Source organism: Streptomyces sp. RK62 (assembly GCF_018070255.1).
GTDB lineage: Bacteria > Actinomycetota > Actinomycetes > Streptomycetales > Streptomycetaceae > Streptomyces > Streptomyces nigra.
This window is the reverse complement of record NZ_JAGPYD010000004.1, coordinates 238,102-251,338: the sequence shown is the minus strand read 5'-3', so window position 1 is coordinate 251,338 and position 13,237 is coordinate 238,102. Positions and strand designations below refer to the sequence as shown.

Annotated in this window: 17 protein-coding genes and 1 pseudogene; 17 read left to right on the top strand and 1 reads right to left on the bottom strand. The window is 68.5% G+C overall.

What is annotated here, in order from left to right:
• Positions 1-43: 43 nt before the first annotated feature.
• The gene (gene tuf, locus KBY32_RS09970; protein ID WP_055622545.1) at positions 44-1,237 is read left to right on the top strand and encodes an elongation factor Tu; all 1,194 of its coding nucleotides are present in this window, start codon (positions 44-46) and stop codon (positions 1,235-1,237) included.
• A gap of 132 nt (positions 1,238-1,369) precedes the next feature.
• Here the strand turns inward: tuf and KBY32_RS09965 are convergent, their stop codons facing one another.
• Positions 1,370-1,960, bottom strand: a complete 591-nt coding sequence (locus KBY32_RS09965; RefSeq protein ID WP_210979648.1) for a TetR/AcrR family transcriptional regulator — start codon at positions 1,958-1,960, stop codon at positions 1,370-1,372.
• A 153-nt stretch (positions 1,961-2,113) separates the two neighbouring features.
• Here KBY32_RS09965 and KBY32_RS09960 point away from each other — a divergent pair, with 153 nt between their 5' ends.
• The 16 genes and pseudogenes from KBY32_RS09960 to rplN all read left to right on the top strand — a co-directional run bounded on the left by KBY32_RS09960 (position 2,114) and on the right by rplN (position 13,237).
• Entirely contained in the window at positions 2,114-3,133 is a 1,020-nt protein-coding gene (locus tag KBY32_RS09960; protein WP_055622543.1) for an aldo/keto reductase, read from the top strand.
• 19 nt (positions 3,134-3,152) lie between these two features.
• Positions 3,153-4,032 (top strand): annotated as a pseudogene (locus tag KBY32_RS09955) (LLM class flavin-dependent oxidoreductase).
• 132 nt (positions 4,033-4,164) lie between these two features.
• On the top strand, positions 4,165-5,346 hold the full coding sequence (locus KBY32_RS09950; protein ID WP_210979647.1) for an endo-1,4-beta-xylanase: 1,182 nt from the start codon (positions 4,165-4,167) through the stop codon (positions 5,344-5,346).
• Positions 5,347-5,575: 229 nt separating this feature from the next.
• The gene (gene gdhA, locus KBY32_RS09945; RefSeq protein WP_115507843.1) at positions 5,576-6,934 is read left to right on the top strand and encodes an NADP-specific glutamate dehydrogenase; all 1,359 of its coding nucleotides are present in this window, start codon (positions 5,576-5,578) and stop codon (positions 6,932-6,934) included.
• A gap of 440 nt (positions 6,935-7,374) precedes the next feature.
• Positions 7,375-7,683 (top strand): 30S ribosomal protein S10, encoded by a 309-nt coding sequence (gene rpsJ / locus KBY32_RS09940; protein ID WP_003948644.1) that lies wholly within the window; start codon positions 7,375-7,377, stop codon positions 7,681-7,683.
• A gap of 17 nt (positions 7,684-7,700) precedes the next feature.
• Positions 7,701-8,345: a 50S ribosomal protein L3 gene (gene rplC / locus KBY32_RS09935; RefSeq protein ID WP_055622540.1), complete on the top strand. Its 645-nt coding sequence runs from the start codon at positions 7,701-7,703 to the stop codon at positions 8,343-8,345.
• Between the two features lie 8 nt (positions 8,346-8,353).
• Positions 8,354-9,010, top strand: a complete 657-nt coding sequence (gene rplD, locus KBY32_RS09930) for a 50S ribosomal protein L4 (RefSeq protein WP_055622539.1) — start codon at positions 8,354-8,356, stop codon at positions 9,008-9,010.
• Positions 9,010-9,429 carry a 50S ribosomal protein L23 gene (rplW, locus tag KBY32_RS09925; protein WP_055622538.1) on the top strand — a complete coding sequence of 140 codons (420 nt, stop codon included), beginning with the start codon at positions 9,010-9,012 and terminating at the stop codon, positions 9,427-9,429. The genes rplD and rplW overlap by 1 nt, the downstream gene beginning before the upstream one ends.
• A 38-nt stretch (positions 9,430-9,467) precedes the next feature.
• Complete coding sequence (rplB, locus tag KBY32_RS09920; RefSeq protein WP_055622537.1) at positions 9,468-10,304, top strand: 50S ribosomal protein L2; 837 nt, start codon at positions 9,468-9,470, stop codon at positions 10,302-10,304.
• A gap of 12 nt (positions 10,305-10,316) precedes the next feature.
• Positions 10,317-10,598 (top strand): 30S ribosomal protein S19, encoded by a 282-nt coding sequence (gene rpsS / locus KBY32_RS09915; protein WP_019753092.1) that lies wholly within the window; start codon positions 10,317-10,319, stop codon positions 10,596-10,598.
• 44 nt (positions 10,599-10,642) lie between these two features.
• Positions 10,643-10,990 carry a 50S ribosomal protein L22 gene (gene rplV, locus KBY32_RS09910; RefSeq protein ID WP_003974262.1) on the top strand — a complete coding sequence of 116 codons (348 nt, stop codon included), beginning with the start codon at positions 10,643-10,645 and terminating at the stop codon, positions 10,988-10,990.
• Positions 10,990-11,811, top strand: coding sequence for a 30S ribosomal protein S3 (rpsC, locus tag KBY32_RS09905; RefSeq protein WP_014674374.1), 822 nt, complete (start codon positions 10,990-10,992; stop codon positions 11,809-11,811). Before rplV ends, rpsC begins: the two co-directional genes overlap by 1 nt.
• Before the next feature lie 5 nt (positions 11,812-11,816).
• Positions 11,817-12,236 (top strand): 50S ribosomal protein L16, encoded by a 420-nt coding sequence (rplP, locus tag KBY32_RS09900; protein WP_004927269.1) that lies wholly within the window; start codon positions 11,817-11,819, stop codon positions 12,234-12,236.
• Complete coding sequence (gene rpmC, locus KBY32_RS09895; protein WP_055622536.1) at positions 12,236-12,460, top strand: 50S ribosomal protein L29; 225 nt, start codon at positions 12,236-12,238, stop codon at positions 12,458-12,460. Before rplP ends, rpmC begins: the two co-directional genes overlap by 1 nt.
• Positions 12,457-12,741: a 30S ribosomal protein S17 gene (gene rpsQ, locus KBY32_RS09890; protein ID WP_039656223.1), complete on the top strand. Its 285-nt coding sequence runs from the start codon at positions 12,457-12,459 to the stop codon at positions 12,739-12,741. Before rpmC ends, rpsQ begins: the two co-directional genes overlap by 4 nt.
• A gap of 127 nt (positions 12,742-12,868) precedes the next feature.
• Positions 12,869-13,237, top strand: a complete 369-nt coding sequence (rplN, locus tag KBY32_RS09885) for a 50S ribosomal protein L14 (RefSeq protein WP_003998823.1) — start codon at positions 12,869-12,871, stop codon at positions 13,235-13,237.

Sequence of the window (13,237 nt, the reverse complement as noted above, 5' to 3'; positions counted from 1 at the left end):
CCGATGAAGCAAGGCGTTCAGAACCACTCCACAGGAGGACCCCGTGGCGAAGGCGAAGTTCGAGCGGACTAAGCCCCACGTCAACATCGGCACCATCGGTCACATCGACCACGGTAAGACGACCCTTACGGCCGCCATTACCAAGGTGCTGCACGACGCGTACCCGGACCTGAACGAGGCCTCGGCCTTCGACCAGATCGACAAGGCTCCCGAGGAGCGCCAGCGCGGTATCACCATCTCCATCGCGCACGTCGAGTACCAGACCGAGACGCGTCACTACGCCCACGTCGACTGCCCCGGTCACGCGGACTACATCAAGAACATGATCACGGGTGCGGCGCAGATGGACGGCGCCATCCTCGTGGTCGCCGCCACCGACGGCCCGATGCCGCAGACCAAGGAGCACGTGCTCCTGGCCCGCCAGGTCGGCGTCCCGTACATCGTCGTCGCCCTGAACAAGGCCGACATGGTGGACGACGAGGAGATCCTGGAGCTCGTCGAGCTCGAGGTCCGTGAGCTCCTCTCCGAGTACGAGTTCCCGGGCGACGACGTTCCCGTCGTCAAGGTCTCGGCGCTCAAGGCGCTCGAGGGCGACAAGGAGTGGGGCCAGTCGGTCCTGGACCTGATGGCCGCCGTCGACGAGGCGATCCCGCAGCCCGAGCGTGACGTCGACAAGCCGTTCCTGATGCCGATCGAGGACGTCTTCACCATCACCGGTCGCGGTACGGTCGTCACCGGCCGCATCGAGCGTGGTGTCCTCAAGGTCAACGAGACCGTCGACATCATCGGCATCAAGCCGGAGAAGACCACCACCACGGTCACCGGCATCGAGATGTTCCGCAAGCTGCTCGACGAGGGCCAGGCCGGTGAGAACGTCGGTCTGCTGCTCCGCGGCATCAAGCGCGAGGACGTCGAGCGCGGCCAGGTCATCATCAAGCCGGGCTCGGTCACCCCGCACACCGAGTTCGAGGCGCAGGCCTACATCCTGTCCAAGGACGAGGGTGGCCGCCACACGCCGTTCTTCAACAACTACCGTCCGCAGTTCTACTTCCGTACGACGGACGTGACCGGCGTCGTGACCCTCCCCGAGGGCACCGAGATGGTCATGCCGGGTGACAACACCGAGATGAAGGTGGAGCTCATCCAGCCCGTCGCCATGGAAGAGGGCCTGAAGTTCGCCATCCGTGAGGGTGGCCGGACGGTCGGCGCCGGCCAGGTCACCAAGATCAACAAGTAATTGTCGATCTGACCTGGTAGCTCCAAGCGCGAGCACCTGAAGGGGCCCGCACGACTTCGGTCGTGCGGGCCCTTTCGCATGCCCGGAGACAGGTCCGGACGAGGGTCCGGACGGGGAGCCGGCGGTGGTCCGTCAGGGGGTGCGGCGCAGCCCGTCGACCAGGACCGCGGCGAGCCGGCGGGCGTCGTAGTCGGGGTCGTTCTCGGCGCCGATGCAGAGGTTGCCGACGCCGCGCAGCAGCGTGAGGGCCTGGACGTCGTCGCGGATCTCGCCGGCGGCGACGGCCGCGGCCAGCAGGTCGGCGCAGACGGGCACCAGACGGTCCAGGAAGTACTCGTGCAGGGCAGTGAAGCCCGACTGGTCGGAGCGCAGCACGGCGGCGAGCCCGTGCTTGGTGACCAGGAAGTCCACGAACAGGTCGATCCACCGGCGCAGCGCCGCGTGCGGGGTCGGGGCCTCTTCGAGCAGCGCGGGACCGGCCTCGGCGCAGGCGTCCACCTGGTGCCGGTAGACGGCGATGATCAGGTCCGCGCGGGTCGGGAAGTGCCGGTAGAGGGTGCCCGTGCCGACGCCGGCCCGGGCGGCGATGTCGCGCACGGGGGCGTCCACGCCCGAGGTGACGAATACCGCGGCGGCCGCGTCGAGCAGCGTCTCCTTGTTGCGCCGGGCGTCCTTCCGCCGGGACGTGGCCGCGCTTCCGTCGCGCTGGTCGCTGTCGCTCACCGCGTGCTCCTCGCTCGCTCGCCGGGTCCCCGCATGGTCTCACGGGGGTTCGCCGAGCCCCTTCGTACGTCTGCCCTTGCAGAAACGGAACGTTGTTCCGTATCGTGGTGGACGTACCGGAACGTTGTTCCGTTTTCAGTGTAGGAGGCTCCCATGCAGTACCGCACGCTCGGCCGCACCGGCGTCCAGGTCAGCACGCTCGCGCTCGGCGCCATGAACTTCGGCGCCATCGGGCGCACCACCCAGGACGAGGCCACCGCCATCGTCGACGCGGCCCTGGAGGCCGGCGTCAACCTCATCGACACCGCCGACTTCTACGGCGAGGGCGAGTCCGAGGAGATGGTCGGCAAGGCCATCGCGGGCCGCCGCGACGACCTCGTGCTGGCCACCAAGGCCACCATGCCGATCGGGGAGGAGCGCAATCACCGGGGCAGCTCCCGCCGCTGGCTCTACAAGGCCCTCGACGACAGCCTGCGCCGCCTCGGTGTGGACCACGTCGACCTGTTCCAGATCCACCGCTGGGACCCCACGACGACCGACGAGGAGACCCTGTCGGCCCTCACCGACCTCCAGCGCGCCGGGAAGATCCGCTACTTCGGCTCCTCCACCTTCCCCGCGTACCGCATCGTGCAGGCGCAGTGGGCCGCCCGCGAGCTGCGGCTCGGCCGGTACGTCACCGAGCAGCCCAGCTACTCGATCCTCCAGCGCGGCATCGAGTCGCACGTCCTTCCGGTGACCCAGGAGTACGGCCTCGGCGTGCTGGTGTGGAGCCCGCTGGCGTCGGGCTGGCTGTCGGGCGCGGTCCGCAAGGGCCAGGAGGTGACCACGAGCCGCTCGAAGGTGCTGCCCGAGCGGTTCGACCTCTCGATCCCCTCCAACCAGGCCCGCAGCGAGGCCGTCGAGCGGCTCGCCGAGGTCGCCGACCAGGCCGGTCTCACCCTGATCCAGCTGGCCCTGGGCTTCGTCAACGCGCACCCCGCCGTGACCGCCGCGCTCATCGGCCCCCGCACGCTGGAGCATCTGCACTCCCAGCTCGCCGCCGCCGACACCGTGCTCTCCGCCGACGTCCTCGACGCGATCGACGAGATCGTCGCCCCCGGCACCGACCTGGCCCCGCAGGAGAAGTTCGACACGCCTCCCGCGCTGCTCGACGCGTCCCTGCGCCGCCGCTGACCGGGACGGACGGCACCTGATGTCCGGCACCCCCCGACCCAGCTTCGGGATCATGACCGCGCCCTCGCAGGTCGGTTACGACGACCTCGTCCGCGTCTGGCGCGAGGCCGACGAGGTCCCCGAGATCGAGCACGCCTGGCTGTTCGACCACCTCATGCCCATCTTCGGCGACCCCGAGGGGCCGGTCTTCGAGGGCTGGACGCTGCTCGCCGCGCTCGCGGCACAGACCGGGCGGCTCCGGCTCGGGGTCATGGTGACCAGCAACCGGTTCCGGGCGCCCGCGCATCTCGCCAAGATCGCGACGACCGTGGACGTCGTCTCCGGCGGGCGACTGGACTTCGGCATCGGGGTCGGCTCACGGCCCCACCCACCGGAGGCCCGGCGCGAGTACCCCGCCCACGGGCTGCCCTTCCTGGAGCCGTCCCAGGCGGTGGAGAGCCTCGCCGAGGCGTGCACGGTGATCCGCCGGCTGTGGACCGCGGAGGAGCCGTTCGACTTCCACGGCACCCATCACCGGCTGACCGGTGCCTTCGCCCGCCCCAGGCCCGTGCAGCGCCCGCATCCGCCGATCCTCGTCGGCGGCCGGTCGTCGGCGACGCTGCGTGTGGCCGCGGTCCACGCCGACGTGTGGAACGTGCCGGGCGGCGACATCGACGACGTGGTGCGGCGCAGCGCCCTGCTGGACCGGTACTGCGCCGACATCGGCCGCGACCCCGCGTCGATCGTCCGGTCGATTCCACCTCCCGGTCGACACCGGCCGGCCCAACGCCGTACGGGATGCCGTGGGGGAGGCGCTGGAGGCGGGGTTCCGACACGTCGTACTGGGGCTGCCGGCGCCGTTTCCCGAGGGCGTCGCCCGGTGGGTGGCGGAGGAGGTGATCCGTCCGTCGGCGGGATGAGCGCGGCCTGAAAACCCCGCGCGTGCACGGGTATTGACGCGCCGCTCGGCCAGACCATACCGTCCGCCCCACCCCTAATGTTTCGGATTCGTTTTCGAAACATTCGAGAACGAGGACGGGAATGGAAGCCGCATGAGACCCCTTCGTTTCGCCACCGTGGCCCTCGCCACCGCAGCACTGGCCCTGCCGCTCCTGGGCGGTTCGGCGTCCGCCACCCCGAAGACCGGCCCCAAGGCGCCGCCGCACGCCCACGCGGCGCCCGACCGGCTGCGCGCGGCCGCCCCCGAAGGTTTCGTGATCGGCACGGCCGTGGCCGGCGGCGGCCACCACCTGGAGCAGGACTACCCGGACCCCTTCACGTACGACAAGGAGTACCGGAAGGCCCTGGGGCGGGAGTTCAGCTCGGTCTCGCCCGAGAACCAGATGAAGTGGGACTACATCCACCCCGAGCGCGACCGCTACGACTTCAAGCAGGCGGACGCGATCGTCGAGTTCGCCCGCAAGAACCACCAAGTGGTGCGCGGACACACCCTGTTGTGGCACAGCCAGAACCCCGCGTGGCTGGAGAACGGCGACTTCACCGAGGCGGAGCTGCGCGGCATCCTGCGCGAGCACATCACCAAGGTGGTCGGCCGGTACAAGGGCAGGATCCAGCAGTGGGACGTGGCGAACGAGATCTTCGACGACCAGGGCAAGCTGCGTACGCGGGACAACATCTGGATCCGTGAGCTCGGTCCGGGGATCGTCGCGGACGCGTTCCGCTGGGCGCACCAGGCGGACCCGAAGGCGAAGCTGTTCCTCAACGACTACAACGTCGAGAGCGTCAACGCGAAGAGCGACGCGTACTACGCGCTGGTGAAGGATCTGCGCGCGCAGCGGGTGCCGGTGCACGGCTTCTCCGTGCAGGGCCACCTGAGCACGCGCTACGGCTTCCCCGGCGACCTCGCCGACAACCTGCGCCGCTTCGACGCGCTCGGCCTGGAGACGGCGGTCACCGAGCTGGACGTCCGCATGGACGTCCCGGAGGGCTCGGTCCCGACCCCGGCCCAGGAGAAGCAGCAGGCGGAGTACTACCAGCGGATGCTGCAGGCGTGCCTGGAGGTCGATGGCTGCAACTCGTTCACCATCTGGGGCTTCACCGACAAGTACTCGTGGGTCCCGGTGTTCTTCCAGGGCGAGGGCTTCGCGACGGTCATGACGGACGACTTCGGCCGTAAGCCGGCGTACTACGCGCTGCGCGACACCCTGAAGGACGCCCGCGAGCACGACTGCGGGAAGGGCGGCCCGAAGGGACCGAAGCACCCTGGGCACTGAGTCGTCCGCACCCCGTACGCGACGTCCAGATAGCGGACTTTCGGGCCCGCCCCTTGGTACCCGCGTAACACGGGAGTAACACTGGGACGGTCGGCCGGCGTGTCGTATACGAAAACTCGTATAGGTCCACGACCCGGCCGCCGTCCCGCGCGCGGCAACGGCGCCGAGCGCCCCCACCGGTGCCGTACCGGTGAAGCCGTGCCAGAAAGGGACCTGCCCCGTGACCTCCGTGTCCTCCCGACCCGACCCCAAGTCCTCCCTCGACCGTCTGCGCGCCGAGGTGGAGCGCCGCAACCCCGCGGAGCCGGAGTTCCACCAGGCCGCCCGTGAGGTGCTGGAGACCCTCGCACCGGTGCTGGCCGCACGGCCCGAGTACGCGGAGCCGGGGCTCGTGGAGCGGCTGGTCGAGCCCGAGCGGCAGATCATGTTCCGGGTGCCGTGGCAGGACGACCAGGGGCGGGTCCACGTCAACCGCGGCTTCCGCGTCGAGTTCAACAGCGCCCTCGGCCCCTACAAGGGCGGCCTGCGCTTCCACCCCTCGGTGAACCTCGGCATCATCAAGTTCCTGGGCTTCGAGCAGATCTTCAAGAACGCGCTCACCGGGCTCGGCATCGGCGGCGGCAAGGGCGGCAGCGACTTCGACCCGCAGGGCCGCAGCGACGCCGAGGTCATGCGCTTCTGCCAGTCCTTCATGAGCGAGCTGTACCGGCACATCGGCGAGTACACCGACATCCCCGCCGGTGACATCGGCGTCGGCGCCCGGGAGATCGGCTACCTGTTCGGCCAGTACCGGCGCATCACCAACCGCTGGGAGGGCGGCGTCCTCACCGGCAAGAGCGCCGGCTGGGGCGGCTCGCTGATCCGCCCGGAGGCCACCGGGTACGGCAACGTGCTCTTCACCGAGGCCATGCTGCGCTCCCGCGGCGAGGACCTGGAGGGCCAGACCGCCGTCGTCTCCGGCTCCGGCAACGTCGCCATCCACACCATCGAGAAGCTGGCCGCCCTCGGCGCCAACCCGGTCACCTGCTCCGACTCCGGCGGCTACGTCGTCGACGACAAGGGCATCGACGTGGAGCTGCTGCGCCGGATCAAGGAGGTCGAGCGGGGCCGCGTGAGCGAGTACGCCGAGCGCCGGGGCGCCTCCGCGCGCTATGTGCCCGGCGGACGCGTCTGGGAGGTCCCCGCGGACGTCGCCCTGCCGTCGGCCACCCAGAACGAGCTGAACGCCGTCGACGCCGACACGCTCATCCGCAACGGCGTGAAGGCGGTCTCCGAGGGCGCCAACATGCCGACCACGCCGGAGGCCGTGCAGCTGTTCCAGCGGGCCGGGGTCGCCTTCGGTCCCGGCAAGGCGGCGAACGCCGGCGGTGTCGCGGTCAGCGCGCTGGAGATGACCCAGAACGCCTCGCGCACCTCGTGGAAGGCCGACCAGGTCGAGCGTGAACTCGCCCGCATCATGGCCGACATCCACACCACCTGCGCCGAGACCGCCGAGCGCTACGGCGCTCCGGGCGACTATGTGACCGGTGCGAACATCGCGGGCTTCGAGCGGGTGGCCGACGCGATGCTGGCCCAGGGCGTCATCTGACACACCGGGGAGGCGCGCACGGCGGCCCAGGGTTTGACCTGCGTCACGCTCGGGGTATTCTCTCCGGCTCGATTGGCCAGGCCCCTGCCCCGTATGGCAGACTAGCGGGGTTGCTCGGTCGAGTGTTGATGCTGCGCGCCTCCCGCCGGGAGGACCGGAAGCGAGTCCCACAGTACTCGTCGCCCTAACTGCCGAAAGGCAGCGCTGGGGCGGACGTACGGGAATCTTCCGGGAAGTGACAGCGCGGCACCGACCAGGCACCCGGTGGGCCTCCTAGCTCCCGGCTTGCGGTTCCGGAAGGGCCGTGTTCCCACGCAGGGATGTTCGAACAAGGGACATCTGTGTCAGCGGGAGCGCGACACGCCCGACCGCGTGGGTCGGAGGAGGTCAAGGGAACACCGGGTTCCAGAGCGTAAGAGAGACAGGACTACTGAGTAGCCATGGCGGGACAGAAGATCCGCATCCGGCTCAAGGCCTACGACCACGAGGTCATCGACTCTTCGGCGAAGAAGATCGTCGAGACGGTGACTCGCACTGGTGCGTCGGTCGCGGGCCCGGTGCCGCTGCCCACTGAGAAGAACGTGTACTGCGTCATCAAGTCGCCGCACAAGTACAAGGACTCGCGCGAGCACTTCGAGATGCGCACGCACAAGCGCCTGATCGACATCCTCGACCCGACCCCCAAGACCGTTGACTCTCTGATGCGACTCGACCTCCCGGCCGGTGTCGACATCGAGATCAAGCTCTGAGGCCGGTGATCTGAACGATGGCTAAGCAGATCAAGGGCATCCTGGGCGAGAAGCTCGGCATGACGCAGGTGTGGGACGCGAACAACCGCGTCGTCCCGGTCACCGTCGTCAAGGCCGGCCCCAACGTCGTCACCCAGGTCCGTACGAACGACGTCGACGGCTACGAGTCGGTCCAGATCGCCTTCGGCGAGATCGACCCGCGCAAGGTGAACAAGCCCCTCAAGGGCCACTTCGCCAAGGCCGACGTCACCCCCCGTCGCCACCTCGTCGAGATCCGCACCGCTGACGCCTCCGAGTACACGCTCGGCCAGGAAGTCACGGCCGAGGTCTTCGAGGCCGGCGTGAAGGTCGACGTCACCGGCAAGAGCAAGGGCAAGGGCTTCGCCGGTGTCATGAAGCGTCACAACTTCAAGGGCCTCGGCGCCGGTCACGGCACCCAGCGCAAGCACCGCTCGCCCGGTTCCATCGGTGGCTGCGCCACCCCGGGCCGTGTGTTCAAGGGCCTCCGCATGGCGGGTCGCATGGGCAACGAGCGGGTCACCACCCAGAACCTGACCGTCCACGCCGTTGACGCGGAGAAGGGTCTGCTGCTCATCAAGGGCGCGGTTCCCGGTCCGAACGGCGGCCTCGTCCTGGTCCGCACCGCGGCCAAGGGGGCCTGAGGTAACCGATGAGCACTGTTGACATCCTTTCGCCGGCTGGCGACAAGGCCGGTACCGTCGAGCTCCCCGCGGAGATCTTCGACGTAGAGAAGATCAGCGTTCCGCTGCTTCACCAGGTCGTCGTCGCCCAGCTGGCCGCTGCCCGACAGGGCACGCACAAGACCAAGACCCGTGGCGAGGTCCGTGGTGGCGGCAAGAAGCCGTACCGCCAGAAGGGCACCGGTCGCGCCCGTCAGGGTTCGACCCGCGCGCCGCAGTTCGCCGGTGGTGGCGTCGTGCACGGTCCCGTGCCGCGTGACTACTCGCAGCGGACCCCGAAGAAGATGAAGGCCGCGGCCCTGCGCCACGCCCTCACCGACCGGGCCCGCAACAACCGCATCCACGTCGTCTCCGGCGTGATCGAGGGCGACAACCCGTCCACGAAGGCCGCGAAGAGCCTGTTCGGCAAGATCTCGGAGCGCAAGAACCTGCTCCTGGTCGTCGAGCGCGCCGACGAGGCCGCGTGGCTGTCCGCCCGCAACCTGCCCCAGGTCCACATCCTGGAGCCGGGCCAGCTGAACACGTACGACGTTCTCGTCTCGGACGACGTGGTCTTCACCCAGGCCGCGTTCGAGTCCTTCGTGTCGGGCCCGAAGGCCGATGACACCGAAGGGAGCGAGGCCTGATGGCTACGCGTCACCCGAGCATTGCCTCCAAGGCGGCCAAGGCCGCCAAGGCCGCGCGCGTCGCCAAGGCGCGTCGCCACGCCGCCGAGGGCAAGAACACCGTCGTCACCCCGGCGAGCAAGGCGTACACGGACCCCCGTGACGTCCTGCTGAAGCCGGTCGTGTCGGAGAAGAGCTACGCGCTCCTCGACGAGAACAAGTACACGTTCATCGTCGCCCCGAACGCCAACAAGACCCAGATCAAGCAGGCCGTCCAGGCGGTCTTCGACGTCAAGGTCACCGGGGTCAACACGATCAACCGCCAGGGCAAGCGCAAGCGGACCCGCACCGGCTTCGGCCAGCGCGCGGGCACCAAGCGCGCGATCGTGACCCTCGCCGAGGGCGACCGTATCGACATCTTCGGCGGTCCGACCGCGTAAGCGGGTCGGATCGTCCGATATCGGACGAGGACTGAGAAATGGGAATCCGCAAGTACAAGCCGACTACGCCGGGCCGCCGTGGCTCCAGCGTCGCCGACTTCGTCGAGGTCACGCGGTCCACGCCGGAGAAGTCGCTGGTCCGCCCGCTGCACAGCAAGGGCGGCCGTAACAACGCCGGTCGTGTGACCGTTCGCCACCAGGGTGGCGGACACAAGCGCGCCTACCGCGTGATCGACTTCCGTCGTCACGACAAGGACGGCGTGCCGGCGAAGGTCGCGCACATCGAGTACGACCCCAACCGCACCGCGCGCATCGCGCTGCTGCACTACGCCGACGGCGAGAAGCGCTACATCCTCGCCCCGCGCAACCTGCAGCAGGGTGACCGCGTCGAGAACGGTCCCGGGGCCGACATCAAGCCGGGCAACAACCTGGCGCTCCGCAACATCCCGGTCGGTACCACGATCCACGCGATCGAGCTCCGTCCCGGTGGCGGCGCCAAGTTCGCCCGCTCCGCCGGTGCCTCCGTGCAGCTGCTCGCGAAGGAGGGCCAGATGGCCCACCTCCGCATGCCGTCCGGTGAGATCCGCCTGGTCGACGTGCGCTGCCGCGCCACCGTCGGCGAGGTCGGCAACGCCGAGCAGAGCAACATCAACTGGGGCAAGGCCGGCCGCAAGCGCTGGCTGGGCGTCCGCCCGACCGTTCGCGGTGTGGCGATGAACCCGGTTGACCACCCGCACGGTGGTGGTGAGGGCAAGACCTCCGGTGGTCGCCACCCGGTCTCCCCGTGGGGTCAGAAGGAAGGTCGTACTCGTGCTCCCAAGAAGGCGAGCAACAAGTACATCGTCCGCCGCCGCAAGACGAACAAGAAGCGCTAGGAGCGGGTTTAGATGCCGCGCAGTCTCAAGAAGGGGCCCTTCGTCGACGACCACCTGATCAAGAAGGTGGAAGCCCAGAACGAAGCCGGCACCAAGAACGTCATCAAGACCTGGTCCCGTCGCTCCATGATCGTGCCGGCCATGCTCGGCCACACGCTCGCGGTGCACAACGGCAAGACCCACATCCCGGTGTTCGTCACCGAGTCGATGGTCGGCCACAAGCTCGGCGAGTTCTCGCCGACGCGCACCTTCCGGGGTCACGTCAAGGACGACCGGAAGTCGAAGCGCCGCTAAACGCGGATCGCATTCAGACACGTAAGTAACTGAGAGGGACAACCATGGAAGCCAGGGCCCAGGCGCGGTACATCCGCGTTACGCCCATGAAGGCCCGCCGCGTGGTGGACCTTATCCGTGGCATGGACGCCACGGAGGCTCAGGCGGTCCTGCGATTCGCTCCGCAGGCCGCCTCAGTGCCCGTCGGCAAGGTGCTCGACAGCGCCATCGCCAACGCCGCGCACAACTACGACCACACCGACGCCGACAGCCTCTTCATCTCCGAGGCGTACGTCGACGAGGGCCCGACCCTGAAGCGGTTCCGGCCGCGCGCCCAGGGCCGTGCCTACCGGATCCGCAAGCGGACCAGCCACATCACCGTGGTCGTCAGCAGCAAGGAAGGAACCCGGTAATGGGCCAGAAGGTTAACCCGCATGGGTTCCGGCTCGGTGTCACCACGGACTTCAAGTCCCGGTGGTACGCCGACAAGCTGTACAAGGACTACGTCAAGGAAGACGTCGCCATCCGTCGGATGATGACGTCCGGCATGGAGCGCGCCGGCATCTCGAAGGTGGAGATCGAGCGCACCCGTGACCGCGTCCGCGTGGACATCCACACCGCGCGTCCGGGCATCGTCATCGGCCGCCGTGGCGCCGAGGCCGACCGCATCCGCGGTGACCTCGAGAAGCTCACGGGCAAGCAGGTCCAGCTGAACATCCTCGAGGTCAAGAACCCCGAGACCGACGCTCAGCTGGTTGCCCAGGCCGTCGCCGAGCAGCTCTCCTCCCGCGTCTCCTTCCGTCGCGCCATGCGTAAGAGCATGCAGTCGGCGATGAAGGCCGGCGCCAAGGGCATCAAGATCCAGTGCGGTGGCCGCCTCGGTGGCGCCGAGATGTCCCGCTCGGAGTTCTACCGCGAGGGCCGCGTGCCCCTGCACACGCTCCGCGCGAACGTGGACTACGGCTTCTTCGAGGCCAAGACGACCTTCGGCCGCATCGGTGTGAAGGTCTGGATCTACAAGGGCGACGTCAAGAACATCGCCGAGGTCCGCGCCGAGAACGCCGCTGCCCGTGCGGGTAACCGCCCGGCCCGCGGTGGTGCCGACCGCCCGGCCCGTGGTGGCCGCGGTGGCGAGCGGCGCGGTCGTAAGCCGCAGCAGGCTGCAGGCGCCGAGGCCCCCAAGGCCGAGGCTCCCGCCGCCGCTCCGGCTGAGAGCACCGGAACGGAGGCCTGACCGTCATGCTGATCCCCCGTAGGGTCAAGCACCGCAAGCAGCACCACCCGAAGCGCCGTGGTCAGGCCAAGGGCGGTACGACGGTCGCGTTCGGCGAGTACGGCATTCAGGCCCTCACGCCGGCGTACGTGACCAACCGCCAGATCGAGGCGGCCCGTATCGCGATGACCCGCCACATCAAGCGTGGCGGCAAGGTCTGGATCAACATCTACCCGGACCGTCCCCTCACCAAGAAGCCTGCCGAGACCCGCATGGGTTCCGGTAAGGGTTCTCCGGAGTGGTGGATCGCGAACGTGCACCCGGGCCGGGTCATGTTCGAGCTGTCGTACCCCAACGAGAAGATCGCCCGTGAGGCGCTGACTCGCGCAGCCCACAAGCTGCCGATGAAGTGCCGGATCGTCAAGCGCGAGGCAGGTGAAGCGTGATGTCGGCCGGTACCAAGGCGTCCGAGCTGCGCGAACTGGGCAACGAGGAGCTTCTCGCGAAGCTCACCGAGGCCAAGGAAGAGCTGTTCAACCTCCGCTTCCAGGCGGCCACGGGTCAGCTCGAAAACCACGGTCGGCTGAAGGCCGTCCGTAAGGACATCGCGCGGATCTACACCCTGATGCGCGAGCGTGAGCTGGGCATCGAAACGGTGGAGAACGCATGAGCGAGAGCAACGTGACTGAGAACAAGGAAGCTCGCGGTTTCCGCAAGACCCGTGAGGGTCTGGTCGTCAGCGACAAGATGGACAAGACCGTCGTCGTCGCCGTCGAGGACCGTGTCAAGCACGCGCTGTACGGCAAGGTCATCCGCCGTACGAACAAGCTCAAGGCGCACGACGAGCAGAACGCCGCGGGTGTCGGCGACCGCGTCCTCCTCATGGAGACCCGGCCGCTGTCCGCCACGAAGCGCTGGCGCGTCGTCGAGATCCTCGAGAAGGCCAAGTAGGTATTTCGCGCGAGCGAAAACCAGAAAACACGCCTGCGGGGCAAACCCGGCAGGTCAGTTCCGCCAGGCTCCGGGAGCCGCTCGCTGAGCGGCTCCCGGGGAACCGGCAGACAAACAGGAGATAGACGTGATCCAGCAGGAGTCGCGACTGCGTGTCGCCGACAACACTGGTGCGAAGGAGATCCTTTGCATCCGTGTGCTCGGTGGCTCCGGTCGCCGCTACGCGGGCATCGGTGACGTCATCGTCGCCACCGTCAAGGACGCGATCCCCGGTGGCAACGTGAAGAAGGGTGACGTCGTCAAGGCGGTCATCGTTCGCACCGTCAAGGAGCGCCGCCGTCCGGACGGCTCGTACATCCGCTTCGACGAGAACGCCGCCGTCATTCTGAAGAACGACGGCGACCCTCGCGGCACCCGTATCTTCGGCCCCGTCGGCCGTGAGCTGCGCGAGAAGAAGTTCATGAAGATCATCTCGCTCGCGCCGGAGGTGCTGTAA